We start from the raw sequence: 24,898 nt of genomic DNA on the forward strand, positions 1-24,898 counted from the left end.
ATACTACCTCCTAGTTAAACCATGATTCGCGCGCTTTCATAATGAGTTGACCCGCTTTTTCAGCACCCAAACCTTCAATATCTTCGATATCGTCAGTTGCCTGATCTGCTAAATCGTCCACGGTTACCACACCACGAGCTGCTAGAGCTTGCGCGATCTCTGCTGTCATGCCTTCCATTGCAACAAGTTCTTCACTTGGCGCTTGTATATTCTCTTGCTGTTGTAATGCATCAGCAAGTGCAATTTCTTTCGCACGGCTTTGCAATAATTCAACCAGTTCAGCATCAAGTTCGATTTCATCAAACGTTTCTGCCGGGACATAAGCAATTTCTTCAAGCGAGGTGAAGCCCATTTCTACCAACGCCATCGCCAAATCTTCCGCGATATCCAGACGTTGTACAAACATGTCCAGATATTGTTGCGCTTCGTTTTGTTGACGGGCGTAGTATTCTTCTTCCAGCATCATGTCCAGCTTGTAGCCAGTCAATTCTGATGCCAGACGAACGTTCTGACCTTGTGAACCAATCGCACGTGCCAACTGATCGCTGGCAGCGAAGATAATATCCGCAGTACGTGCATCTTCATCGATGACAATACTCGATACATCTGCTGGTTCCAATGCACTTGCGATATATTGCGCAGGATCATCCGACCAAACCACAACATCAATACGCTCACCATTGAGCTCTTGCTGTACAGCCTGGATTCGGGTACCACGCATACCAATACAAGCACCCACCGGGTCAATACGGTGGTCATTGGTTTTCACTGCAATTTTAGCACGCACGCCAGGTTGACGAGCCGCAGCCTTAATTTCAATGGTTTCTTCAGAAATCTCAGGGATTTCTTTCTTCATCAATGCGATCAGCATTTCAGGCTTTGCACGCGACAATAACAATTGCGCGCCGCGACCTTCACGGTTCACATTATAAAGAATTGCACTCACGCGTTGCTTTGGACGAAGAATCTCTTTCGGAATCATTTCTTCCCGAGCAAGATAAGCTTCGGCATTGTCACCTAAGTCGATAATAAAGCCATCTTTGGTTTGTTTTTTCACTTCACCATAGATCAGCTCGCCGACTTTAGATTCATAAGCATCTGCCACAAGTGCGCGTTCTGCTTCACGGATTTTCTGTACGATCACTTGCTTGGCAATTTGTGCCGCAATACGACCGAAATCAATCGATTCAACTTCTAGTTCACGAATATCACCAATTGACCATTTTTCAGGGTCAACATCAGAAATCGCATCCTGACAAGCTGGCATTTCATGATCTTCATCTGCAACCACTTCCCACTGACGGAAAGTACGATAGTCACCTGTCTTACGATCGATTTCCACACGCAAACGTGCTTCTTCCGAATTTGTACCCTCGTAGAATTTTTTCTTTGTCGCTGCAACTAAAGCTTGCTCAAGCGCTTCAAAGATCGCTTCACGAGGTACACCTTTTTCGTTACTAACCGTTTCAACGACGGTCAGAATTTCACGTGCCATACGTCACCTATGCGTTCAAATTCTTATTTATTAAATTAATCTTGGAAGACCAAATTTGCTTTATCAATATTGTGACTGTCGATCTCCAATACCTGCTGCTTTTCCACTTCAACTTGAATGATTTCATTGTCTAGGTCGACAGCAACCAGTTTTGCCTGGAATTTACGGCGGTTATCTACCGCGCTAATCAAACGCAATGCTACGGAATGACCGATATAACCTGACATCTGTTCAAGTTGGAAGAATGGACGATCCCAGCCTGGCGAAGATACCTCAAGTGAATATTCACCCGAAATTGGATCATGAACATCAAGCATTGCGCCTACTTGCTGCGTTACACGCACACAATCCTGAACGCCAATACCACGCCCCTGTTCGTCTTCGTCTTCACCATCTTCGTTTACTGCTGGTGCAGCGCTCTCATCGACCGGTTTGTCGATATAGATACGTAATAACGAACGTTTACCTTGTGGCAGGAACTCAATCCCCCAAAGGTTTACATTACAGGCTTCAACTGCCGGCGCAATCAAGTCCTGAAGTGCTTGAATTTTATTTGATAGCTTCATTTACTCTCGTCATCTGGTGCGATTTTATGATCTATTTGACCACTACAAACCAATACAAACTATAGTAGTAGTGAAACATGAAAATTTGATCAAATAATGTCGACACTACACGATAGCCAATAAAAAAGGGCGTAAATCGCCCCAATTACTGCACAATTTAGGACTTTTTTCAAATCCCACTGTGCAAAAAGGCCCACCATGTTGTGAGCCTCTTTTTAGAAACTTGGTAGCGGGAGCTGGATTTGAACCAACGACCTTCGGGTTATGAGCCCGACGAGCTACCAGACTGCTCCATCCCGCATCAACGTGCAAAAATTATATACAAAAAATGAGAGCTTTTCAATCAAAACCGCATCATTCTGCATATTTGTGATCTGTCGCTGAAAAAATGGTAGCGGGAGCTGGATTTGAACCAACGACCTTCGGGTTATGAGCCCGACGAGCTACCAGACTGCTCCATCCCGCATCAGCGTACAAAAAACTTTCAGCTTAAAATTCCAAGCTGCTTTTAAAGTTTGCATCTTTAAAAGATTGGTAGCGGGAGCTGGATTTGAACCAACGACCTTCGGGTTATGAGCCCGACGAGCTACCAGACTGCTCCATCCCGCATCAACATGCAATTATATTTCTCAACCTAATCTTCGATTAAGCTGCCTCTTGAAAGTTTGCGTCTTTTAAAAGGATTGATTGGTAGCGGGAGCTGGATTTGAACCAACGACCTTCGGGTTATGAGCCCGACGAGCTACCAGACTGCTCCATCCCGCATCAACAGAAGTTTTTTCAGCTGCATACACCAACTTAAATTTCTGGATTATAAGTTGGTGCGGAAGGGGGGACTTGAACCCCCACGCCCGAAAGCACTACCACCTCAAGGTAGCGTGTCTACCAATTCCACCACCACCGCAGCTGTGACGCATTCTAGTCGCATCACTGAGAAAAAGAAAGGACTAATTAAAACTATTCGGCCGTCTCTGGTGCAGTTGGTGAAGTTTCATTCGATTGTACCGGCGCAGTCGGTGCAGACTGAATCGAGTTCAAACTGTAAGCATCGGTCGTTTGCTTCTTGGCCAAAACCGCCAGAGTCAGACTGGTCACGAAAAACAGCGCAGTGAAAATCGCAGTCAAACGGGTCATGAAATTACCCGAACCTGATGCTCCAAATACTGTTGCTGCACCACCGCCACCGAAAGAGGCACCAGCATCTGCACCTTTACCATGCTGAACCAAAATCAAGACAATCATCAAAACAGCTAAGATAATATGCACTACCAGCACAAAAGTTTGCATGCTGAACTCCTAATTATTGTGTATTTGCAAATGCGTGAGCAATTTTATGGAACGACTCAGCATTGAGTGATGCACCACCGACCAATGCCCCATTGATATCTGGGCAGGCTGCTAACTCTACTGCATTTTCCGGCTTGACACTACCACCATATAAAATTGCCATCGTCGCGCCATAACCAGTAATCTGGCTTAAACCTTGACGGATTTGTGCATGCATGGCTTGAGCATCTTCAGGAGAAGCCGTTTTACCGGTTCCAATCGCCCAGATCGGCTCATAGGCAATCACAATATTTTTCCATTGGTCGGCTTCAACCACAGCAGCAATATCACAAATTTGTTGCAACACTACAGCTTCTGCCTGCCCAGCTTCACGCTGTTCCAGACTTTCACCCACACAGTAAATCACGGTCAAACCGGCACTCAAGGCATTCTTGATTTTAGCATTTAAAATATCAGTATTTTCTGCAAATATTTCACGGCGCTCGGAATGACCCACCAGTACATACTGGATTTGGCTATCTGCTAGTAACTCAGCACTGACTTCACCGGTATAGGCACCCGTTCCTGAAATACGTGAAACATCTTGTGCTACGGTATAAATAGAACGAGAAGCGGATGATAGCTCTGCCTGAATCTGGCTTAAGGCAATGGCAATCGGAGCCACACCCAAATGACATTGATCTTCGGTGATCGGTGCAGTTTCCAGCAAATTCTTAATACCATGCACCAAGCTCAATGCTTCTGCACGCACCGGATTCATTTTCCAGTTACCTATCACCCAAGGGGTAATCGTCGAAACCGACATAATTAACCTATTTCATTTACATATTTTGAATTGGGCACATTCTACACGGAATTGCAAAATTAAAAGAATAGTTTTCTTATCACTCATTCTGGGTTTAGACTATCCTAAATGGTTATTTTTTGTTATCACTTAAAAAAATAGGGACTTTTTCTAACCAGTTCATGCTTTTACTGGATATGAGGAAGGTCGCAGCACTCTTAGCTATGGTATTTTTACGTAACAAACGTATAATTTTAATATAGTAATTAAAAGAATTTAATGAGTAGGCATTTATAGCATGACAGCATTACAGGGGTCGCCGAGATTTACCGGATTTATTCGTCGTTTGGTCGAGGAAGGCGTCATCTCGGCTGAAGATATGCGCAGTGCTTTGGCACATGCCAAGCAAGAAAAAATAGATATTGTGGCGGAGCTGATTAATCAGCAAAAGCTTTCTCCAACCGTCATCGCTGAAACGATTTCAGTCGAATTCGGGGAACCGCTGTTTGATATCAGTGTGTATGACCCTGCTCAAATCCTGCGGGATATCATTGACGAGAAGCTGATTACCAAGCATCGCATCCTGCCAATTTTTAAAAATTCCAGTATTTTATATATTGCCATCAGTAACCCGACCAATATTGAAGCGATTGATGCGGTCCGTTTTTCCACCAAACTCAACATTGAAACTATTATTGTTGAACATAATAAACTTGAAAAACTGATCGAGCAGAATTTTACCGAAGAAAGCACCTTTGAATTCGATGAAGACTTTGATCTGGATGTTGATGTCGAATCTGCTGATCCGAATAAAGAAGATGATGAAGGCAATAAAAGTGAAGAAGCACCTATTGTCAAATACATCAATAAGCTACTCATCGATGCGATTCGTATGGGTGCTTCGGATCTACACTTTGAACCTTATGAAAAAATCTATCGGGTACGTTATCGAGTCGATGGGGTGCTACGCCAGATTGCAACACCACCACTACAGTTGGCAAATCGTTTGTCTTCACGTTTGAAAGTCATGTCGCAAATGGACATTTCTGAAAAACGGGTACCTCAAGATGGTCGTATTAAGTTAAAACTTTCTAAAAATAAAGCCATTGATTTCCGTGTCAACTCATTGCCAACTTTATTTGGTGAGAAACTAGTATTGCGTATTCTAGACCCATCCAGCGCGATGCTGGGGATTGATGCACTGGGTTATGAACTGGAACAAAAAGAACTGTTTATGCAGGCGCTGGATAAACCGCAAGGCATGCTCCTGATCACCGGTCCGACGGGTTCGGGTAAAACCGTATCGCTTTATACTGGCTTGAATATTCTCAACCGTGAAGACATCAATATTTCCACAGCGGAAGATCCGGTCGAAATTAACTTGCAAGGGATCAATCAGGTCAATGTCAACAATAAGGTCGGCCTGACCTTCTCTGCCGCCCTAAAGTCATTCCTGCGTCAAGATCCGGATATTGTGATGGTCGGTGAGATTCGGGATCTGGAAACTGCCGAGATTGCCATTAAAGCGGCACAAACCGGTCATATGGTGATGTCGACCCTGCATACCAACAGTGCACCTGAGACCCTGACCCGTCTACGCAACATGGGTGTACCTTCGTTCAACATCGCTACTTCGGTAAACCTGGTCATTGCACAACGGCTGGCACGTCGCCTGTGTTCGCAATGTAAAAAACCTGCCGATATTCCGCAGCAGAGTTTATTGGAAATGGGCTTTACTGAAGCAGATTTACAGCAATCAGAGCTCCAAATCTACGAGCCGGTGGGTTGCAATGAATGCCGCGAAGGCTATAAGGGTCGTGTAGGTATTTACGAAGTCATGAAAGTGACACCTGAAATTTCCAGAATTATTATGGAGGACGGCAATGCACTTAAAATTGCCGATGCTTCCGCACGTGCAGGGTTTAACAATTTACGCCGATCGGGTTTAATCAAGGTGATGCAGGGGGTGACTTCTTTACAGGAAGTCAATCGTGTCACCAGCGAATGATCGTGCACTGATCTAAAAATAAGGATAAAAGTATGGCAGCAGTAAAGAAAGGCCAGATGATGCCGATCTTCAGCTATGAAGGAATTGATCGTAAAGGGGCAAAGATCAAGGGGGAATTGCCAGCAAAAAACATGGCGTTAGCCAAGGTGAACCTCAGAAAACAGGGCATCAGCATCAAGACCATTCGGGAAAAGAAAAAAAATATTCTCGAAGGCTTAATGAAAAAACGTGTTAGCACCTTGGACATCACCATTTTTACCCGACAGTTGGCGACCATGATGAAAGCCGGTGTGCCACTGGTACAGGGCTTTGAAATTGTTGCAGAAGGATTGGAAAATCCCTCTATGCGTGAAGTCGTACTGGGGATTAAAGGTGAAGTGGAAGGCGGCAACACCTTTGCCGGTGCCCTGCGTAAATATCCACAGTATTTCGACAAACTGTTCTGTTCGCTGGTCGAATCTGGTGAACAATCCGGTGCGCTAGAAACCATGCTGGATCGAGTTGCGATCTATAAAGAAAAAAGCGAACTGCTCAAGCAAAAAATCAAGAAAGCCATGAAGTACCCGGCTGCGGTGGTCGTGGTTGCGTTGATCGTTACCATTATTCTAATGGTGAAAGTGGTCCCTGTTTTCCAGGATTTATTCTCTTCATTTGGCGCAGACCTGCCAGCTTTTACCAAAATGGTGGTGAATATGTCGGAATGGATGCAAAAATATTGGTTCCTGCTGATTATTGCCATTGGGGCCATCATTACCGCTTTTCTTGAGGCCAAAAAACGTAGTAAAAAATTCCGCGATTTTCTGGACAAAGCAGCACTCAAAGCCCCGATTTTCGGTGATCTGGTGTATAAAGCAATTATTGCCCGTTATAGCCGCACTTTGGCCACCACTTTTGCAGCCGGTGTACCCTTGATTGATGCACTAGAATCCACTGCCGGTGCGACCAACAACGTAGTCTATGAAGACGCCGTGATGAAAATCCGTGAAGATGTCGCGACCGGTCAGCAATTACAATTTGCCATGCGCGTGACCAACAAGTTTCCTTCCATGGCCATACAAATGGTGGCGATTGGTGAAGAATCAGGTGCGCTAGATGCCATGCTGGATAAAGTTGCCACGCATTATGAAAACGAAGTCGACAATGCGGTAGACGGCTTAACCTCGATGATGGAACCCTTGATCATGGCTGTTTTAGGCGTGCTCGTCGGTGGTCTGGTAATTGCCATGTACCTTCCAATTTTCCAAATGGGTTCTGTGGTTTAATGCAAGATCTTATTCAATATTTCATTCAAAACCCAACGGCGCTGTATATCGCGGTTGGGCTTTTTAGTTTATGTATCGGTAGCTTTCTCAATGTAGTGATTTACCGCACTCCAAAGATGATGGAACAGGAATGGCGTACCGATTGCCAAATGTTCTTGCATCCGGAACAGCCAATTATTGATGAAACTAAATTAAGTTTAAGTAAACCCGCTTCGACTTGTCCCAAATGTCATCAACCGATCCGCTGGTACCAGAATATTCCCGTCATCAGCTGGCTGGTCCTGCGCGGCAAGTGCGGCAACTGCCAGAATCCCATCAGTATACGCTACCCATTCGTTGAAATTCTGACAGCTGTCTGTGCATTAATGGTTGTCGCAGTATTTGGCCCGACACTGCAAATGCTGTTTGGCCTGATCCTGACCTATGTGCTCATTGCGCTAACCTTTATAGATTTTGACACCCAGTTATTGCCTGACCGTTACACCCTGCCCCTAGCCGCGCTGGGTCTGGGCGTAAATAGTTATGCACTTTATACCTCACCGAGTTCTGCCATCTGGGGCTATATCATTGGCTTCCTGTGTCTGTGGGTAGTGTATTATGTATTTAAAATCGTCACCGGTAAGGAAGGCATGGGCTATGGAGATTTTAAACTGCTTGCCGCCTTGGGTGCCTGGATGGGACCTTTGCTATTACCCTTAATTGTGCTCCTTTCTTCTTTAGTGGGTGCGATTATCGGGATTATCCTGCTGAAAGTCCGTAAAGAAAATCAGCCTTTTGCCTTTGGTCCCTATATTGCGATTGCAGGCTGGATTGCTTTTCTGTGGGGTGAACAAATTATGAAAGTGTATTTAGGTCAGTAAATTGAAATTTGTACTCGGGTTAACCGGTGGCATTGGCAGTGGCAAGTCTGCTGCCAGTCAATGGTTCGAGGCACAAGGCATCACGGTAGTCGATGCCGATGTCGTGGCACGTGAAGTGGTCGAGATTGGACAACCTGTACTCGCCCAGATTCAGCAGGCTTTTGGTGATTGGGTACTGCTTGAAGATGGTTCACTGAATCGGCGTGGCTTGCGTGAATATATTTTTCAGTCTCCTGAAGCACGCAAGACCCTGGAAAGTATTACTCATCCAGCGATTCGCACTTCGATTATTCAGCAATTACATGCTGCGCAAAGTCCCTATGCCATTCTGGTTTCACCACTGCTATTTGAAACCAATCAACATGAACTCACTCAGCATACCTTGCTGATTGATGCCACGATCGAACTGCAAATTGAGCGTGCCTCGCAACGTGATGGCCAGAATATTGAGCAGATCCGGAACATCATTGCCGCACAAATGTCACGTGAACAGAAGCAGGCCATGGCTGATGATATTGTCCTGAATGATGGCCATCTGGATCATCTTTATGCCCATCTGCGCCCATTGCATGAAAAATATTTAAACATGGCAGCTGCCTGAAGCATAAAAAAGCAGTCTTAGTGAGACTGCTTTTTTTGTTCTGCCAGTTTCTGGGTCAGACTGTCCTGATGCTGTATCCAGCGCCACGGCTGTAAGGCCCCAATCGCCATTCCCATCAGGCCACAGACCATGGCCAGACTTAAAGTTTCATTTAACAAAGGCACAGCCAGAATTGCTGCAATAAATGGCGCCAGATTGGTAATACTGCCCGCCTTAAATGCACCGAGACGCTTGATGGCTTCTACATAGCTTAAAGTGGCAATAATCACCACAAATATGCCATGGAAAATGGTCTGAAAGAGTAAATGCTGTGGTTCAGGCACACTTAAATTTTTGGGTAAAAACAGCAGATAAACCGGCACATAAACCACTGCTGACCAGATCGCGACACCGCTCATGGCCTGCCATGCAGACAACTGATATTTACGCAATAAGACCGTGAAAATTGCCCAGAGTATCGCACTGATAAAAAACAGCACATCCCCTGCCCCGAATGCCACTCCAGTTTCCTGATACATCAGCATACTCATGATACAGAGCACCGCACTCATAATGATCAGGCTGGCCCAAGTATGCTTATCAAAAGCCTGTCCCATCAGGAAAAAAGCCATGATTGCGGTACAAATCGGAATACAGCCATTCAAGAAAATCGCGGCATGCGCTGTGGGTGCATAGTGAAAGGCACTATAGGCAAACAGACAGTAAATCACCCCGCCAATCATCGCCAAAATAAAAGGCTCTTTTTTCAGTAAAAAAGCCGCCTCTTTTCGATAAAGCAAGATCGGCATCAGAATCAGAAATGCCAGAGAAAAACGCAGAGCCACGATATCCCAGGCACTGATCTGCCAGAGCGCATTCAGACGGGCAGTTAAAGTAAAACCGCCCCAGATACACATGGTGATCAGTAAAAAAACATAACCTTGCGTTCGATCAGACCATGCCATCATCAATTAAAGGTTACGCTGACGGCAAGCTTCATACAGCGCCATCCCGGTCGCAACACTGACATTCAGACTTTGCAGATTACCCGCCATCGGGATATAAACCGTCTGATCACATTGGTTTTGCGTAATCGGGCGTAAACCGGTATCTTCCGCACCCATCACGATACAGACGCCAGTACCGGTGAAATCAAAATCCTGAATCGGCATGGCTTTTTCGTCCAGCATGGTTCCCACCACCTGAACATTAAATTCATCTTTGATTTGACCCAAGGTACGGGCCAAATTGGTCACTTGAATGAACTTGACTTTTTCTGCACCGCCGGCAGCCACTTTACGTGCTGTTGGCGTCAAACTGGCAGAACGGTCACGTGGCACAATCACGGCTTCCACGCCCATCGCAGCCGCTGTACGGATACAGGCACCGAGATTATGCGGATCGGTCACTTGATCCAGCGCCAATAACAGCGCTTTAGGATTTGCATTGAGCAAGTCTTCCAGATCTTGTTCGTTCAAGACTGGATGCGCACGTACCGCCGCCACCACACCTTGATGAAAAGGCTGTCCAGCAAGCTTTTCCAGTTTATCGCGGCTGGCTTGCTGCACACTGATGCCAAACGGTTCAGCCAGTTCCAGTACACGTTTTAAACGCTGATCATCGCGTCCTTTGAGAGTGAATAATGTCAAGACACGTTCAGGCTCAAGCTCTAACAATGACTCCACTGAATGTACGCCATAAAAATATTCAGGTTTTGCCATGAACGACCTCTAAATTAAATTTATATATAAAAGAAAAATCCCGTAAAGCTGACTTCACAGGATTTCTATAGAATGATTAGTTTAACCGATTCGCACTGAAATTTCTTGCCCGGTTTGCACTGATCTTGAATCTGGACTTAACCTTCAAAATGGCAGACATAGTCCAGCACATCATCGGTTTCAATTTTGAAACGACTATTACCAGGCACATAGAAGGACTGGCCTGCACGGAACAGCTCACTTTCTTCACTCTCCCCGATCTGAACACGACATTCACCTGACACAATTTCCATGCGTTCAGGAACATGCGTTTCAAAGGTCAAGGCATTTTCTGATGGCAAGATCACACCCAAGGTTTTTTTGGTGCCATCCTCAAATTGTACAATGTGGCTAATACACAACCCGCCGAAATATACATTAGATTTTTTAAGTACAGATACATGATCAAACTGAGCTGACATGCGATTTCTCCAGATAAAGCATATTGTAATATTTTGATTGCTGTAGTTTAAATGTGCACCCTCAACTAATCAATCGAAGTTTGTCGGCGTCGATAAAATATTCTGTATCGCCTGAATCCCTGCGATACAAAGCCTGTTCTGGCCTGTATTTTGCTGGTATATAGGCTTAAAGTTTCTATTTGCACATACTGTTGTGAATCAGGCTTAATCGGGTCATTAATTTAGAGATTGCGGATGTCAAAAATATGAAAATCGGCAGTGAATGAATCTACTCCCAGGTCAGCTTCTTGCGAAAATACAGTGAAATAAGCATATATGAATCGCTAAAATTTAAGATAGAATGAAATTGATTCGTCCTGATTTATAATAATCACAGCCATGTTGTGACCCCAATCCAACATCCGGCTATTTCAATCAAACTTTTCGCAGCCCGGATGCGTTTATGCTGACACATTTAACTCTGATCAATTTTGCTTTAGCTGAGCATCTTGCTATTGATATTGATAAAGGTTTTAACGTTTTAACCGGCGAAACCGGTGCAGGTAAATCCCTCTTACTGGATGCCTTGTCTGCCTGTCTGGGTGAGCGAACCGATACCAATTATGTGCGTTATGGCACAGAAAAAGCTGATGTCACCGCCAGTTTCAGCTATCAGGAACATAGTCCTGAAGCAGCCTGGTTAAAAGAACATGAGCTGGATGATGAATCCGGAGAAATCCATTTACGCCGGGTGATTTTTGCCACCGGTCGCAGCAAGGCCTGGATCAATGGACGTCCGAGCAGCCTGTCTGAACTCAAAGAAATTGGCCGTTTACTGGTACAACTCTATAGCCAACATAGTCAGCAACAATTATTAGAACCGCCTTATCCGAAGCACTGGCTGGACCGTTATTATCATTTTTATGCTCCGGCGCAAGCAGTACGTGATGCCTATAGCTCCTGGCAAAAAAATATCCGCCAGCATCAGGCAGCACTGGATGCTCAAGCAACGCGCAAGCAGCGCCTGGAAACGCTTGAGCTGCAACTGGAAGAACTGGAAGAGATTGTTCAGACCGATTATCCTGAAATTGAACAGGAATTTGACCGGCTTTCGCATCATGAAGCCATTATGCAGGACTGTGTTTATAGCCTGAATGTACTAGACGAAGCTGAACAGAATATTACTCAGGAACTGGCATCAATTATGCGTCGGGTCGAATCACATGCCGGACGTAGTGAGCAGCTCTCCGGGATTTATACTTCCCTGCTGAATGCACAAAGCGAACTTGAAGATGCTGCATCGAATTTACGTCAGTTTATGGATCGTCAGAGTTTTGACCCGGAACGCATAGAAGTGCTGAATTCAACGCTGGAAATCTTCCATCGTCTGGCACGAAAATATCGTACCCAACCGGAATTACTCAAAGAAGAGTATGAGGCTTGGCAAACCGAATTAGAACAGCTTCATCAACTGGAAGATCCGGAAACGCTAGCCGAACAGGTGGCTGTCTCCTATCAGGAATTTCTGGATAAAGCCCAACATCTGGATCAGATTCGCCGTGAAGCTGCAGTACCTTTGGCCAAGCAGCTGACCGAACAGGTCAAACAACTGGCCCTGCCTGAAGCCCATTTTGAGTTTAAGTTTGAACCTTTGGAACAGCCATCGAGTGAAGGCCTGAGTTTTATTCAGTTATTGTTTACTGCCAATAAAGGTATTCCGGCACAACCACTGGCTCGGGTGGCATCAGGTGGGGAACTGTCCCGTATTGCACTGGTCATGCAGGTGATGAATGCGGAAAAAACCGAAGCCGAAGTGCTGGTCTTTGACGAAATTGATGTCGGAATCAGTGGCGGTACCGCAGAAATTGTCGGGCGTTTACTGGCCGATCTGGCCCAACATGTACAGATTCTGTGTATTACCCATCAGGCACAGGTAGCAGCACAGTCCGATCAGCATCTGCTGGTGAAAAAACAGCAGACTGATCCTGCCAGCAGCACGATTATCAACCTCAAAGAAAACGAAATTATTCAAGAACTAGCCAGAATGACAGGTGGTGTGGAGATTAGTGAAACGACTTTGCAGCATGCCCGCCAGTTACGCCAGCTTAAATTTCAGCAGACTTGAATATTTACAATCTGGACAAATAAAATTTGGTGAATCCGAGAAGCTCTAGTAACGTAGCAATCAGGATCATAGGATTTCTCTGCGAAGAAATTAATTTTAAGGAGAACTGCTCAGGTGACCAAACAGTTTCTGACACATCGTTGTCTGATTGCACCACCGCATGCGCATGATGATTTTTTTGCCCAGACGGTCATTTATCTCGCGCGGCATGATGAAGATGGGGCGCAAGGCATCATTATCAATCGACCTACCGGCATTCAAATTAAAGAATTGCTGAATGATCTTGATATTGAAGCAGACAATGTCAATCCGCATGAAGTATTGCAAGGTGGTCCATTACGCCCTGAGGCCGGCTTTGTCCTGCATACCGGTCAGCCGACCTGGCATTCGTCTATTGCCGTAGGCGAGAATGTCTGTATTACCACATCGAAAGATATTCTGGATGCCATTGCGCATAATGAAGGCGTTGGTCGCTATCAGATTGCACTGGGCTATGCCAGCTGGGGCAAACACCAGCTGGAAGAGGAAATTGCCCGCGGTGACTGGCTGATTTGTGATTCTGATATGGATCTGATTTTTAATTTACCTTATGACGACCGTTGGGATGCTGCCTATAAAAAGATGGGTGTAGACCGCAACTGGTTATCTTCCGAGATTGGACATGCCTGATGTAAACACGCCACAAACCATTATGGCGTTTGATTTTGGTACACAAAAAATGGGAATATCGGTCGGACAATCCCTGATTGCAAGTGCCAGTCCCCTGCCTTTATTTCCAATGAAAGATGGCATTCCCAACTGGAATGAACTGCTTAAAATAGTGAAAAACCATCAACCGAATTTATTTCTGGTCGGTTTGCCGCTAAATATGGATGACAGTGAATCGGAGCTTTCGACACGCGCACGTAAATTTGCACGCCGTTTACGTCACCAGACCAATATTGAAACCTTGATGGTGGATGAGCGTCTGACTACCCGTGAAGCACGAGATGAACTGGATCGTTACCAGGCTCAAGGTCGTGGTAAAAAGTTGTCTGCGGATAGTATTGCGGCTGCCCTATTGATCGAAAGCTGGTATCGTCATCCTGCCGGAATTACGCCTTAATCTGCTTGTAAAATTTTAGAATCAGCATCCTTTTGGGTGCTTTTTTTTATGGGGGGATAAATGTTTTTTAAGGATAAAAATAACGAAAGGTCAGGTTGATTCTTGGTGTCAATACTTTGCTGGTTTTACCGATATTGTGCTTCCAGTGCTGCTGGGTCTGGCCGCGCATCACAATCAGTTGCCCACTCTGTAACAGTAAATCGACTTTATCATTGTGAATTTTATGCTTAAAACTCATTTTACGGGTCGCGCCCAGACTGAGAGAAGCAATGACATTTTCCCGAGAGGTTCCTGTATATAAAGCAGGCTCATCATCACTATGCCAGCCCAGACCTTGCGAACCATCTTCATATAAATTGGCCAGACAGGAATTAAATGGGTGCCCCACCAGAATTTCAATATGTTGCTTTAAACGAAATAATCCGGGGGTCCACACCTGAGCTTGCTTGAGCGTCCCAGAATAACGATACTGATAATGCTCATCGCCATACCAGACCACCTTGCGTGCGGTGACATAGTGCTTGCCAAACAACCGCACTTCATCATGTTGCCAAGCCAACTGGCTAAGAAAATATTGCAGATACTGTTGGCTTTGCGCCTGATCCAGAATCAGGCCATAGTCCTCCACCACCCCATCGAAAGGTAATACATTCGCATCAGGTTGTGGCTTAAATAAATCTAAAGTCATCTCAATTAGACCCGGTATCTTACTAAAAATACTGACATTCACTCCGGATAATTACAACCGGATTTCACAAATGACTACAACGTTTGCTCTTGTAGCTTGCACTATTCCTACCTAAACTGAATTTAACTTTCACAATAAAAATAATACTTTATGAACTTATGGCAGCTGTTTCAGAAACTTCGCCCTTTTGTTCAGCCTTATCGGGTGCTGGTCATTGCCACGCTGATTTTGACCCTGATCGGCTCCTTTACCGCACAGGTCAATGCCCTTACCTTGCAATACGCTGTCGATAGCATCAATTCCCTGCTAGAAAAAGGTCAGGGACTGGAGCAAGGCTGGCATATTCTGATGACGATTTCAGTGATCTTGCTGGGTAAGGAAATTATTAACGCCTTTGTTCAGTTCGGGCAAAAGTTCTACGGAGAAAAGCTACGGATTTTTGTCTCTCAGGATTTGGCTCAAGGGATTATTGAAAAGTTCTTAAAGTATCGTCTGGAATTTTTTAATCAGGAAAACAATCAGGCCGGAAAATTACAGACCCGTATAGATCGTGGCATCGGTTCGCTCACCCGTCTGGTACAAATCTTCTTTATTGATATTTTACCGTTATTTACCAGCGCGATTGTAGCCCTTGGACTGATGTACTATGCCAATATTTATGTCGGTCTGGTGGCCACTGCCATTGTTCCAATCTATTTCTGGCTGACCTACAAACAGGCACAAAAACTGGGAGGCTGGCGCCGTAGTCTAAGAGATGGCCGCGAGAAAAAGAGTCAGGGCATTCTCAGCATTATTAATTCGATTACCGTGATCAAGTCCTTTAACCGGGAATCGATTGAATCGGAAAAGCAATTAGGATTGCAACGCGAACTGACTGATAACCAGATGAAAACCCGTCAGACCAGTTTCCTGTTTGATGGTCTGAAAACTTTCGTGGAACAGATCGGGGTGGTGCTGATCATTATTTTGACTTCCTACTTTGTGCTGGATGGCCAGATGAGTATCGGCATGATCATGTTTCATGTACTGCTATTTAATAATGTCTCCGCTCCGATTCGCTCCCTGCACCGGATTTATGATGAAGTAAATGATGCCATGATCTACTCGGAAAGCTTCTTTCAAATTCTGGAAGCCGATGATGAAATTGAACAAAGCGGGCAGCAAAAACCGCCGGTTCAAGGTAAATTTGAACTTAAGGGCGTGAATTTTTATTATCCGAATGGCCATCATGCCTTGAAAGATATTGATATGGAAATTCGCCCCAACAAGATTACAGCGCTGGTGGGCTTATCGGGTGCAGGAAAATCCACCCTGATCAGCCTGCTGGATAAATTTTATGAACCACAGCAAGGCCAGATCAAACTGGATGGCATTGATCTGAAAGACTATGATACCCAGTATCTGCGTGATCATATTGGGCTGGTCTTGCAGAAAAATCATATTTTTCAGGGTACGATCTTTGACAATATCCGCTATGGTAAAACCACAGCTTCGATGGAAGATGTAATTGAAGCGGCACAAAAAGCCTCGATTCATGAGCAGATTTTACAGTTACCGGATGGCTATGATAGCGATGCATTAATGCTGTCTGGTGGCCAGCAGCAACGTATCGCCTTGGCACGAATGTTCCTGAAAAACCCGCCAATTATTTTTCTGGATGAACCGACGGCGAGCCTGGATGCGATTGCTACCGAGCAGATCAAACAGAGTCTGGACCAGATCAAGCAAGGCCGTACCGTAATCATCATTTCACATAGCCTGTCACAGATTATTGATGCGGATTATACCTATGTGATGAAAGAAGGAATGATTGCCGAACATGGTGAGCACGATCAGCTTTATCATCAGCAAGGTGTGTATAAAGAAATCTTTGATGCAATGGCCAAAAGTCTGAATATTGAAAAAATTGCCAAAACTTTTGAAGATGATGCTGAAGAAGAAACCCATAGTTAGGTTTCTTCTGTCAAATAAAAAACCTCCGAGCCGGAGGTTTTTTATTTGAATTCAGCTCACTTAACGCTGAACTCTTTGTTCAATTTCTTCGACGCTGGTATGACGCACATCAAAACCCTTGACGATATAGATCACCTGTTCTGAAATATTCCGGGCATGATCGCCAATTCGTTCTAGCGAACGCAATACCCACAAGACATTGATGACACGGCTAATATGCCGCGGATCTTCAATCATATAGGTCATGAGGGTACGTGTTGCTGACTGGTATTCACGGTCGATATCCGCATCGGCCAGCATCACCTTCAAGGCCTGATCTACATCCAGACGCGCAAAAGCATCCAGCGCATCATGAATCATCACTCGAACCTGATTGCCGATATGCCGTGTTTCCATATAACCGCGCGGCGAGCTACCTTCTTCACACAGGCTTTGTGCAATCCGGCCTATTTTAGAAGCTTCATCACCAATACGTTCAAGATCCGTATTGGCCTTGGACATGGCGATCACCATCCGTAAATCAATCGCAGCAGGATGACGGCGCGCCAGAATCAGGGTCAGCGCTTCATCAATTTCTCGCTCCATCTGATTGACGACATTGTCCTGAAACTGTACATCTATCGCCATTGAGACATCTGTGTCCAATAAGGCATGAATGGCCTTGGCCACCTGCTGCTCCACCAGTCCGCCCATCGTCATGAATTTGGTATTGACGTCCTGCAATTCTTCATTAAATTGTGAAGAAATGTGATGACTTAATACATGATTATTTGGACACAAGGAAAGCTACTCCTGAACAATATGGGCAATGATCATTAATAAATCATATTAAAGCATATCTATGATGAAAGTTTGATGACAATAGCCGCATCATAGAGGCTGAGACGAATCATATTCAATCAGCCAGGCATTCAGTTCTGCCAGTTCCTTTTCAGTCAACTGTCCGACCGAGGCCTGCAATTGCAGTACATGCAGCAGATAGTCATATTTGGCATTCAGATAATCGGTCTTGGCAGAAAAGGCATTACGCTGGGCCAGCAACACATCGACCATGGTCTTTAAGCCTTCCTGATATTGTGCTCTGGACGCTTGCGAGACAACTTCCGAAGACTCCATCGCAGCTTTACGCGCATTCAGTTTAGCCTGATCGGTTTCTACCTGCATAAAGGACTGCTTTACATCAGTACTGGCTTTACGGATCGCGGCATCCAGCTGAGCTTCACTTCTTTTTACATTCACGCCAGCCTGACGAATACTTTTTTGGGTGCGGCCACCTGTATATAAATTCCAGTTCACTTCAACGCCGATCTGGTCAAAATCGCCATTGCTGGACATAATCGTTTCCGGTGTCTGTTTGAGATAGCCATAGGTGCCCACGGCTTCGACCTGAGGATAGAGCGCGGCCTGCTCAACCCGTTTGGCATCTTCAGAATATCGCTTTTGCAGACGTGCCTGCAGAATTTCCAGATTCTGGTTTTGTGCCAGATCTAGCCAGGACTGCATATCGTTCGGAATCGGCTTCTGGAACTTAAAGTCATCGCGGAGTACTGCCAGATTTTCCCGATAAGGCCCAATCAGCTGAGCCAGCTGTTCCTGGGCTAGAACCAGCTGAACCTGGGTTGAAATCCGGTTGGCCTGAGCACTTTGATACTGGGCATTGGCCTCACTCACATCACTGCGTGCGACCAGACCTTCTTTCAGTTTGGCATTCATCATTCGTAGCTGCTCGGATAAAGCCTGTTCTTCCTGCAAATAGGCTGTAGTCAAAGACTGCTGACGCAAGACATTAAAGTAGGCTTCAGCCACCTGCAAAATATGCTGCTGTTTTTGCAGCTGTAAATTTAATTCACTCAGTTCGACCGAGGTTTTGACCTGTTTATAGCCTTGCCAGGCATCCCAGCGGAATAAAGGCTGGCGTGCTGTTAGAGCCAGCTGACGAGTGGTGGTACTGGAGGTCACCAAGCTGGAAAATTGTGGATCGGCAGGTGTATCAGTAGACTGGTTTTTACGGGTCACATTTCCTGACAGTGTAATCGTAGGCAGTAAATTCCCGCTGGCAATTCCCAGATTGAGCTGATCTGCCTCATACTGCAACACATTCGCCTGCCAGTTCGGATCATTCTGCTGGGCACGTGCATAGGCTTCTTGCAAATCCAGGGCAAAAATAGCCGGACTGCTCGCCAATAAACAGAGCATGACACTGAATTTTAGTTTCATTTTATAGTGTTTACCCCTAACAGCTATTCAGATCAAAAAATTACTGGCGCTTTAAGCTAAGCCATACTAAAGATATCTCTTGAATTTTTACGTATGATTTTTATTAATTTTTTAATATAAAAATCAATTTTTATCCATCATTCCTTTAATTTTCTAGCTCCCCTGCCGGCAATGTAACAAAGCAATTCACAATACTAAACATAGTATTTTAATTTGATCTATACAATATCCTCCAGCAAGGCCGTTATTTTCTGAATTCACCTATATACAGAGTCCTGAAGCATAGTGTTAATGCCATTCCCGTCGATATTCAAAGCCTGTTTGGTTGCTGGTAGCATGCTGTTTCTAGGGGGCTGCCAACCGCCCTCTGAACCACAGATCCAGATCGAACCGACTGAGGCGAATCAAAAGCAAAGTCCAGCCAATGACTTTAGCCTCATGTGCCAGAATATTGAAAAAAACATGTCCCAGATTAATGACCAGCGCACGACTTTTGCGCTGGAACAGGTTAATCAGGATCTTAAAGTCTGCCTGCCGCTGATGGAGATGGCGGAGCAGAAGCACCTGATGCTGCGTTCTACCGACATGTATCAACGCTTTTTAACGGTGGATCGTACCGAGTTCCAGCAACGTGCCTTTGAGCAGTATGCACTGGAGATGGCACAGCATCCGACCATTCAGCATGCTCATTTTCAACAGCTCACCTCACGTGACCAGTATCTGTTAAAGCACAAAGGCCAAGCTTATGTAGAGCTTCTGGATCTGGGGGAACAGGCACTGCATTATCGCCGCAGTCCAGACTATCTGGCTCGTATTTTTGCGCCTTACTTACCGCCTGCAGAACAAACCTTTATTATCAGTTTGGCTCAGCAAAATATGGAGCCGGTGCTGATTGAGCAACGTTTGCAGATTGATGCAGCAGAAATTGCAGCACGTAGTCTGCTTTGGGAAGACTATCTCAAGACCTATCCGAATAGTAGCTACAAGCGTGATGCCCAATACCTGCTGAAGCAATATACCTACTTCCTGTTTAGAGGTACCAAGCAATCGCCAGTGTCTGAAGATTATCGTGACCGTTATGCCGTCAATACCAGTCATCTGGAAACCATTATCGGTCTGTCGAGCGGTCAGAAATCAACGCTGTCTACACAGGCACGCCTGTTTCTGGAATTTCTGGACATGGACCCGCAGCAGCGCCAGCAAGCCTTGCCTGCCGATTATAGAAGCCGTTCCGAAGCAGAACAGATTCTGTTCTATGCCCAGATCAGTCCGCCCTCACAAAAATATGATAAAGACTGCTTTAAGGATGCGATCTGTATCTAATCCAGCGCCATTTTGCTCGCAATTCATAAGAGCATGCCTAAGTCGCTCCTGACTTAATGTGAGAGATTTAGATCTGTTTATTCTGCCTAAACTGAGCTAAGCTTTAGCCTCGCTTGACGGAGCGCGAGTAATCCCTCGCTGAGATCATGTGATTCCTTTTATCTTTATCTGGAATTGAGCATGAGTACCGTTGAACCTGATCAGGTTAATACCTGCGTAGGAATCAAGCCAGCTAAAAACCCAGCCCCTACTTTATCTGCTCAGGATAAATCTGCCTACGTTTTTGGTCGTGCTTGATTCGTTGATGTCATTCATAAGGATCATAGCCATGAACCAGTTAACGAATCTTTCTTCTGAGACTTCTCTCTCCGCTCATGAACAGGAAGCACGCGATTTAACGCGAATTCTGCCCGCTTCACGTAAAGTCTATCTGCAAGGCTCCCGCCCTGATATTCAGGTGCCGATGCGGGAAATTTCTTTGAGTGAAACCCCAACAGGTTTAGGTGGTAAGTATAATCCGCCCTTGATGGTTTATGACACTTCCGGTGTTTATACTGATCCCAATGTAGCAATTGACCTGAATAAAGGCCTGCCGAATATTCGTGAAAGCTGGATTGAACAGCGCAATGATAGCGAAATTCTGGATCAGCTCAGTTCTGAATTTGGCCGCCAGCGTTTACGCGATATCCGTACTGCAGCAATCCGTTTTGCGCATATTCAAAAACCACGCAAAGCCAAACGCGGCCACAATATCACCCAGATGCATTATGCCAAGCAAGGCATTATTACCCCGGAAATGGAATACATCGCCATTCGTGAAAACCTGCATCAACTTGATGGTGTCGATATGCGCCAACATCCGGGACAGAATTTTGGCGCCCAGAATTTACGAGAAATTACCCCTGAATTTGTGCGTCAGGAAGTCGCTGCAGGCCGCGCGATTATTCCGGCCAATATCAATCATCCGGAACTGGAACCGATGATCATCGGGCGTAATTTCCTGGTCAAAATCAATGCCAATATTGGCAACTCTGCACTCAGTTCCTCGATTGAAGAAGAAGTCTCGAAAATGACCTGGGCGACGCGTTGGGGTGCAGACACGATTATGGATCTGTCCACCGGGCAGAATATTCATGAAACCCGTGAATGGATTATCCGAAACTCACCTGTTCCAATTGGAACCGTACCGATCTACCAGGCTTTGGAAAAAGTCAACGGTGTGGCCGAAGAGCTGAGCTGGGAAATTTTTAAAGATACTCTGATTGAACAGGCTGAACAGGGAGTGGACTACTTCACCATTCATGCCGGGGTACTTTTAAGATATGTACCGCTCACAGCCAACCGTTTAACCGGCATTGTCTCGCGGGGTGGTTCGATCATGGCGCAGTGGTGTCTGGCCCATCATCAGGAAAACTTCCTGTATACCCATTTCGATGACATCTGCGAGATCATGAAAGCCTATGATGTGTCTTTCAGCCTTGGCGATGGCCTGCGTCCGGGCTGTGTACAGGATGCCAATGACGAAGCGCAATTTGCCGAACTTCGAACCTTGGGGGAACTGACCCATCGCGCCTGGGAACATGATGTTCAGGTAATGATTGAAGGTCCGGGCCATGTACCGATGCATATGATCAAGGAAAATATGCATCTGCAACTCGAAGTCTGTAAAGAAGCGCCTTTTTATACGCTAGGGCCTTTAACTACGGATATTGCACCAGGTTATGACCATATTACCTCGGCGATTGGTGCCGCGATGATTGGCTGGTATGGCACGGCAATGCTGTGTTATGTCACCCCTAAAGAACATCTCGGCCTGCCGAATAAAAAAGACGTCAAAGACGGCATTATTACCTACAAGATTGCTGCACATGCGGCGGATCTGGCCAAAGGTCATCCGGGGGCACAGGCCCGGGATAATGCTTTGTCCAAAGCCCGTTTTGAGTTCCGCTGGGAAGACCAGTTCAACTTGAGTCTGGATCCGGATACAGCACGTAGCATGCATGATGAAACCATGCCCAAAGCTGCGCATAAATCGGCACACTTCTGTTCCATGTGCGGACCGAAGTTCTGTTCGATGAAGATTAGCCAGAATGTTCGGGATTATGCCAATCAACAGGCCAGGCCTGATCAGCCGGCAACATCTCAGGCGGAAATTGAAGCGGGCATGGATCAGATGAAAGCCAGCTTCCATAATTCTGGTCAGAATTTATACCAAAAACTGTAAAACTTTAAAAAAAACAGTTGTCTTGAAAAAAAACTCAGATAGGATGAAAATAAATCAACTCACTTCTATCTGAGCATATGAATATTATTAAACAGGCCTCTTATAATAAAAAAGACTTTAGCATAGAGGCACGTGAGTTCTTGTACCGCGGATTTATTCAGGTGGAAAAAGTCAGTCTGAAACACCGTCTATTCCAGCAGGAAAGCTCAACGCCTATTTTGCAACGTGAGCTGATTCACCGGCCAGAAGCAGCTGGTGTCTTGATGTATAACCATCAACAGCAGAAATTCGGCCTGATTGAACAGTTTCGGGTTGGCGGACTGGACGATGCCGATTCTCCGTGGCAGCTCGAAGTGATTGCTGGCGTACTCGATGGCGATGAAGCTCCTGAACAGTGTCTCCGCCGTGAAGCACTCGAAGAATCAGGCTGCACACTAAACGAATTACAGCATATTTTCAGCTTCTATCCTTCCGCTGGTGCCTGTTCCGAGCTGTTCCATTTATATGTAGCCCAGACTGAATTGCCTGAACAGGGCGGTATTTTTGGTATCCCGGATGAAGGTGAAAATATCCAGCTGCATATTCTGGATTATGCAGATATTCCCACCTTGCTCACCAATGGTCGCTTAAAAAATGCACCCGTCATTATGGCCTTACAATGGTTGCAACAACATATTCATACTGTAGGGATATGTCTAAGGGGAAAGACATGAGTTTTCCGCAGTCAAGTACAACCGCACAGCCAGACTGGACCATTATCCAGATTTCTGATACCCATTTGATGGATCGGGAAGAACTGGAATTTGCCCGGATGAATCCAGAGCAGAGTTTTCATGAAGTGATGCAGCATATGCAGCAGCGTTTTCCCAAAATGGATGCACTGATTCATACCGGTGATCTGGCTCAGGTGCCGGTGGAACAGACTTATCGGCGCTATTTAGATTTTATCCAGTCCTTAGGCGTGCCGCATTACCAGATTCCGGGTAATCATGATGACACTCGGGTATTTCCATTTCATCAGAACACCAATCAGGTTCATGCGATTCATTTTGGTACCTGGACCATGATGCTATTAAATAGTGCCGTTTCGGGCAAGGTCGATGGCTGGGTGGAACAAGCTCAACTCGATCAATTGGATCAATTATTGCTTGAGTTTAAGCATCAGCATGTCATTATTGCTTGTCATCATCACCCTTTTGCGATGAAATCGCACTGGATTGACCAGCACCGGCTTAAAAATGCCGAAGATTTAAAAGCTGTACTGGCACGGCACCAGAATATAAAGTTGGTCTTGTTTGGTCATGTGCATCAGGATTCCTGTAAGGAATGGCAGGGTATCTATTTTTTATCCACGCCATCGACCAGTGTGCAGTTCAAACCTAAAAGCGAAGATTTCGCGCTAGACCAGGCTGCGCCAGGTTATCGTGTATTACATTTGCAACAAAATGGTGAGTTTGATACCTATATTGAACGGGTGGCATTGAGTCAGCAAAATATTAATACTGAAATTTCAGGTTATTAACTTTTCAATTTGTTTTTTTTGCATTACTTTATTGCAACCCAAGGAAATGTGATATGCAAGTCCAGACATCAAAGACTATCAATAAGCATAAAAAGTCTATATGATGACGGCCCCCGCAGGAGGATAATCCTTCTACAGCGTGGATAAAGATTGCATATCACCATATTTTTTGCGTAGCAATCATACGCATATGATGAGGAATGCCCTAAATGGCGAATGACAACCAAAATCAAGTCTTAGACAATCAAACTGAAGTTGTAGAAGAGAAAGCTGCAAAGCGCGTACGCAAATCTAAGCCTAAAACGACTGACGGCGGTTCTACTGCTAGCTTATTTGGTATTGAACCTTATCAACCTAAAAAAAATGAAGAATACATGTCTGAAGGTCAGCTTCAGCATTTCCGCCAAATCTTGCTGGCCTGGAAAGCCGAGTTGATGTCAGAAGTGGATCGCACCCTGAATACGATGCAAGACGAAAATACTGCTCTTCCAGATGTCAACGACCGTGCAACCCAGGAAGAAGAGTTTGCGATTGAGCTACGTACCCGTGACCGTGAACGTAAACTGATTCGTAAAATCGAACAGTCGATCGAAGCGATCCAGAATGATGACTATGGTTTCTGTGAAACCTGTGGTATCGAAATTGGTCTGCGTCGTTTAGAAGCACGTCCAACTGCAACCTTATGTATTGACTGCAAAACACTGGCAGAAATTAAAGAGAAGCAAAATAACGGTTAAT

General features: G+C 45.3%; 23 protein-coding genes, 5 tRNA genes and 1 riboswitch. Of the genes, 13 read left to right on the forward strand and 15 right to left on the reverse strand.

Annotated features, from left to right (window positions below; genetic code table 11):
- Positions 1-10: 10 nt before the first annotated feature.
- From nusA to tpiA, 9 genes are all read right to left on the reverse strand, one after another.
- On the reverse strand, positions 11-1,495 hold the full coding sequence (gene nusA, locus KUG37_RS00415; protein ID WP_216936668.1) for a transcription termination factor NusA: 1,485 nt from the start codon (positions 1,493-1,495) through the stop codon (positions 11-13).
- 35 nt (positions 1,496-1,530) lie between these two features.
- Positions 1,531-2,061, reverse strand: coding sequence for a ribosome maturation factor RimP (rimP, locus tag KUG37_RS00420; protein WP_216936667.1), 531 nt, complete (start codon positions 2,059-2,061; stop codon positions 1,531-1,533).
- A gap of 224 nt (positions 2,062-2,285) precedes the next feature.
- A tRNA-Met gene (locus KUG37_RS00425) sits at positions 2,286-2,362 on the reverse strand.
- An 88-nt stretch (positions 2,363-2,450) separates the two neighbouring features.
- A tRNA-Met gene (locus KUG37_RS00430) sits at positions 2,451-2,527 on the reverse strand.
- 66 nt (positions 2,528-2,593) lie between these two features.
- Positions 2,594-2,670 (reverse strand) — tRNA-Met (locus tag KUG37_RS00435).
- Between the two features lie 79 nt (positions 2,671-2,749).
- Positions 2,750-2,826 (reverse strand) — tRNA-Met (locus KUG37_RS00440).
- A gap of 54 nt (positions 2,827-2,880) precedes the next feature.
- A tRNA-Leu gene (locus KUG37_RS00445) sits at positions 2,881-2,965 on the reverse strand.
- Positions 2,966-3,018: 53 nt separating this feature from the next.
- On the reverse strand, positions 3,019-3,348 hold the full coding sequence (secG, locus tag KUG37_RS00450; protein ID WP_216936779.1) for a preprotein translocase subunit SecG: 330 nt from the start codon (positions 3,346-3,348) through the stop codon (positions 3,019-3,021).
- A gap of 13 nt (positions 3,349-3,361) precedes the next feature.
- Positions 3,362-4,153 (reverse strand): triose-phosphate isomerase, encoded by a 792-nt coding sequence (gene tpiA / locus KUG37_RS00455; RefSeq protein ID WP_216936778.1) that lies wholly within the window; start codon positions 4,151-4,153, stop codon positions 3,362-3,364.
- A 277-nt stretch (positions 4,154-4,430) separates the two neighbouring features.
- Between tpiA and pilB the strand changes: the two genes are divergently transcribed.
- From pilB to coaE, 4 genes are read left to right on the forward strand one after another with little or no spacing between them, the layout of a single operon-like run.
- A complete protein-coding gene (pilB, locus tag KUG37_RS00460) occupies positions 4,431-6,140 on the forward strand; it encodes a type IV-A pilus assembly ATPase PilB (protein ID WP_216936777.1) in 1,710 nt (569 codons plus the stop codon).
- Positions 6,141-6,172: 32 nt separating this feature from the next.
- Positions 6,173-7,402 carry a type II secretion system F family protein gene (locus KUG37_RS00465; protein ID WP_216936776.1) on the forward strand — a complete coding sequence of 410 codons (1,230 nt, stop codon included), beginning with the start codon at positions 6,173-6,175 and terminating at the stop codon, positions 7,400-7,402.
- The gene (locus KUG37_RS14800; RefSeq protein ID WP_216936775.1) at positions 7,402-8,262 is read left to right on the forward strand and encodes an A24 family peptidase; all 861 of its coding nucleotides are present in this window, start codon (positions 7,402-7,404) and stop codon (positions 8,260-8,262) included. Before KUG37_RS00465 ends, KUG37_RS14800 begins: the two co-directional genes overlap by 1 nt.
- A gap of 1 nt (position 8,263) precedes the next feature.
- Positions 8,264-8,863, forward strand: a complete 600-nt coding sequence (coaE, locus tag KUG37_RS00475; RefSeq protein WP_216936774.1) for a dephospho-CoA kinase — start codon at positions 8,264-8,266, stop codon at positions 8,861-8,863.
- Positions 8,864-8,880: 17 nt separating this feature from the next.
- Here the strand turns inward: coaE and KUG37_RS00480 are convergent, their stop codons facing one another.
- From KUG37_RS00480 to KUG37_RS00490, 3 genes are all read right to left on the reverse strand, one after another.
- Positions 8,881-9,810 (reverse strand): DMT family transporter, encoded by a 930-nt coding sequence (locus tag KUG37_RS00480; protein ID WP_216936773.1) that lies wholly within the window; start codon positions 9,808-9,810, stop codon positions 8,881-8,883.
- A gap of 3 nt (positions 9,811-9,813) precedes the next feature.
- A complete protein-coding gene (rlmB, locus tag KUG37_RS00485; RefSeq protein ID WP_216936772.1) occupies positions 9,814-10,563 on the reverse strand; it encodes a 23S rRNA (guanosine(2251)-2'-O)-methyltransferase RlmB in 750 nt (249 codons plus the stop codon).
- Between the two features lie 137 nt (positions 10,564-10,700).
- A complete protein-coding gene (locus KUG37_RS00490) occupies positions 10,701-11,024 on the reverse strand; it encodes a pyrimidine/purine nucleoside phosphorylase (RefSeq protein ID WP_100357769.1) in 324 nt (107 codons plus the stop codon).
- Between the two features lie 442 nt (positions 11,025-11,466).
- Between KUG37_RS00490 and recN the strand changes: the two genes are divergently transcribed.
- The 3 genes from recN (at position 11,467) to ruvX (ending at position 14,233) form a co-directional block, all read left to right on the forward strand.
- Complete coding sequence (gene recN / locus KUG37_RS00495) at positions 11,467-13,128, forward strand: DNA repair protein RecN (RefSeq protein ID WP_216940069.1); 1,662 nt, start codon at positions 11,467-11,469, stop codon at positions 13,126-13,128.
- A gap of 114 nt (positions 13,129-13,242) precedes the next feature.
- Positions 13,243-13,797, forward strand: a complete 555-nt coding sequence (locus tag KUG37_RS00500; RefSeq protein ID WP_216936770.1) for a YqgE/AlgH family protein — start codon at positions 13,243-13,245, stop codon at positions 13,795-13,797.
- Positions 13,790-14,233: a Holliday junction resolvase RuvX gene (gene ruvX, locus KUG37_RS00505; RefSeq protein WP_216936769.1), complete on the forward strand. Its 444-nt coding sequence runs from the start codon at positions 13,790-13,792 to the stop codon at positions 14,231-14,233. The genes KUG37_RS00500 and ruvX overlap by 8 nt, the downstream gene beginning before the upstream one ends.
- Before the next feature lie 67 nt (positions 14,234-14,300).
- Here the strand turns inward: ruvX and KUG37_RS00510 are convergent, their stop codons facing one another.
- Entirely contained in the window at positions 14,301-14,921 is a 621-nt protein-coding gene (locus KUG37_RS00510) for an alpha-ketoglutarate-dependent dioxygenase AlkB (protein ID WP_216936768.1), read from the reverse strand.
- 150 nt (positions 14,922-15,071) lie between these two features.
- Between KUG37_RS00510 and KUG37_RS00515 the strand changes: the two genes are divergently transcribed.
- Positions 15,072-16,874, forward strand: coding sequence for an ABC transporter ATP-binding protein (locus KUG37_RS00515; RefSeq protein ID WP_216936767.1), 1,803 nt, complete (start codon positions 15,072-15,074; stop codon positions 16,872-16,874).
- Positions 16,875-16,934: 60 nt separating this feature from the next.
- Here the strand turns inward: KUG37_RS00515 and phoU are convergent, their stop codons facing one another.
- Positions 16,935-17,654 (reverse strand): phosphate signaling complex protein PhoU, encoded by a 720-nt coding sequence (gene phoU, locus KUG37_RS00520; RefSeq protein WP_216936766.1) that lies wholly within the window; start codon positions 17,652-17,654, stop codon positions 16,935-16,937.
- A gap of 90 nt (positions 17,655-17,744) precedes the next feature.
- The gene (locus KUG37_RS00525) at positions 17,745-19,091 is read right to left on the reverse strand and encodes a TolC family outer membrane protein (RefSeq protein WP_216936765.1); all 1,347 of its coding nucleotides are present in this window, start codon (positions 19,089-19,091) and stop codon (positions 17,745-17,747) included.
- A 291-nt stretch (positions 19,092-19,382) separates the two neighbouring features.
- Here KUG37_RS00525 and KUG37_RS00530 point away from each other — a divergent pair, with 291 nt between their 5' ends.
- From KUG37_RS00530 to dksA, 5 genes are all read left to right on the forward strand, one after another.
- Complete coding sequence (locus tag KUG37_RS00530) at positions 19,383-20,414, forward strand: hypothetical protein (protein WP_216936764.1); 1,032 nt, start codon at positions 19,383-19,385, stop codon at positions 20,412-20,414.
- Between the two features lie 107 nt (positions 20,415-20,521).
- Positions 20,522-20,654, forward strand: a riboswitch (TPP riboswitch).
- Positions 20,655-20,742: 88 nt separating this feature from the next.
- Positions 20,743-22,638, forward strand: coding sequence for a phosphomethylpyrimidine synthase ThiC (thiC, locus tag KUG37_RS00535; RefSeq protein WP_216936763.1), 1,896 nt, complete (start codon positions 20,743-20,745; stop codon positions 22,636-22,638).
- A 77-nt stretch (positions 22,639-22,715) separates the two neighbouring features.
- Entirely contained in the window at positions 22,716-23,351 is a 636-nt protein-coding gene (locus KUG37_RS00540) for an NUDIX domain-containing protein (RefSeq protein ID WP_216940070.1), read from the forward strand.
- Positions 23,348-24,160: a metallophosphoesterase gene (locus tag KUG37_RS00545; RefSeq protein WP_216936761.1), complete on the forward strand. Its 813-nt coding sequence runs from the start codon at positions 23,348-23,350 to the stop codon at positions 24,158-24,160. The genes KUG37_RS00540 and KUG37_RS00545 overlap by 4 nt, the downstream gene beginning before the upstream one ends.
- A gap of 209 nt (positions 24,161-24,369) precedes the next feature.
- Positions 24,370-24,897, forward strand: coding sequence for an RNA polymerase-binding protein DksA (gene dksA, locus KUG37_RS00550; RefSeq protein WP_216936760.1), 528 nt, complete (start codon positions 24,370-24,372; stop codon positions 24,895-24,897).
- Position 24,898: the final 1 nt, after the last annotated feature.

Origin of the sequence: Acinetobacter sp. BY419 (assembly GCF_019038395.1) — a bacterium.
Classification (GTDB): Bacteria; Pseudomonadota; Gammaproteobacteria; order Pseudomonadales; family Moraxellaceae; genus Acinetobacter.

Excerpts from the sequence above, each read along its gene's own strand:
- nusA (WP_216936668.1), bottom strand. The coding sequence starts at position 1,495 with ATGGCACGTGAAATTCTGACCGTCGTTGAAACGGTTAGTAACGAAAAA.
- rimP (WP_216936667.1), bottom strand. The coding sequence starts at position 2,061 with ATGAAGCTATCAAATAAAATTCAAGCACTTCAGGACTTGATTGCGCCG.
- secG (WP_216936779.1), bottom strand. The coding sequence starts at position 3,348 with ATGCAAACTTTTGTGCTGGTAGTGCATATTATCTTAGCTGTTTTGATG.
- tpiA (WP_216936778.1), bottom strand. The coding sequence starts at position 4,153 with ATGTCGGTTTCGACGATTACCCCTTGGGTGATAGGTAACTGGAAAATG.
- pilB (WP_216936777.1), top strand. The coding sequence starts at position 4,431 with ATGACAGCATTACAGGGGTCGCCGAGATTTACCGGATTTATTCGTCGT.
- KUG37_RS00465 (WP_216936776.1), top strand. The coding sequence starts at position 6,173 with ATGGCAGCAGTAAAGAAAGGCCAGATGATGCCGATCTTCAGCTATGAA.
- KUG37_RS14800 (WP_216936775.1), top strand. The coding sequence starts at position 7,402 with ATGCAAGATCTTATTCAATATTTCATTCAAAACCCAACGGCGCTGTAT.
- KUG37_RS00480 (WP_216936773.1), bottom strand. The coding sequence starts at position 9,810 with ATGATGGCATGGTCTGATCGAACGCAAGGTTATGTTTTTTTACTGATC.
- rlmB (WP_216936772.1), bottom strand. The coding sequence starts at position 10,563 with ATGGCAAAACCTGAATATTTTTATGGCGTACATTCAGTGGAGTCATTG.
- KUG37_RS00490 (WP_100357769.1), bottom strand. The coding sequence starts at position 11,024 with ATGTCAGCTCAGTTTGATCATGTATCTGTACTTAAAAAATCTAATGTA.
- recN (WP_216940069.1), top strand. The coding sequence starts at position 11,467 with ATGCTGACACATTTAACTCTGATCAATTTTGCTTTAGCTGAGCATCTT.
- ruvX (WP_216936769.1), top strand. The coding sequence starts at position 13,790 with ATGCCTGATGTAAACACGCCACAAACCATTATGGCGTTTGATTTTGGT.
- KUG37_RS00510 (WP_216936768.1), bottom strand. The coding sequence starts at position 14,921 with ATGACTTTAGATTTATTTAAGCCACAACCTGATGCGAATGTATTACCT.
- KUG37_RS00515 (WP_216936767.1), top strand. The coding sequence starts at position 15,072 with ATGAACTTATGGCAGCTGTTTCAGAAACTTCGCCCTTTTGTTCAGCCT.
- KUG37_RS00525 (WP_216936765.1), bottom strand. The coding sequence starts at position 19,091 with ATGAAACTAAAATTCAGTGTCATGCTCTGTTTATTGGCGAGCAGTCCG.
- KUG37_RS00530 (WP_216936764.1), top strand. The coding sequence starts at position 19,383 with ATGCCATTCCCGTCGATATTCAAAGCCTGTTTGGTTGCTGGTAGCATG.
- thiC (WP_216936763.1), top strand. The coding sequence starts at position 20,743 with ATGAACCAGTTAACGAATCTTTCTTCTGAGACTTCTCTCTCCGCTCAT.
- KUG37_RS00540 (WP_216940070.1), top strand. The coding sequence starts at position 22,716 with ATGAATATTATTAAACAGGCCTCTTATAATAAAAAAGACTTTAGCATA.
- KUG37_RS00545 (WP_216936761.1), top strand. The coding sequence starts at position 23,348 with ATGAGTTTTCCGCAGTCAAGTACAACCGCACAGCCAGACTGGACCATT.
- dksA (WP_216936760.1), top strand. The coding sequence starts at position 24,370 with ATGGCGAATGACAACCAAAATCAAGTCTTAGACAATCAAACTGAAGTT.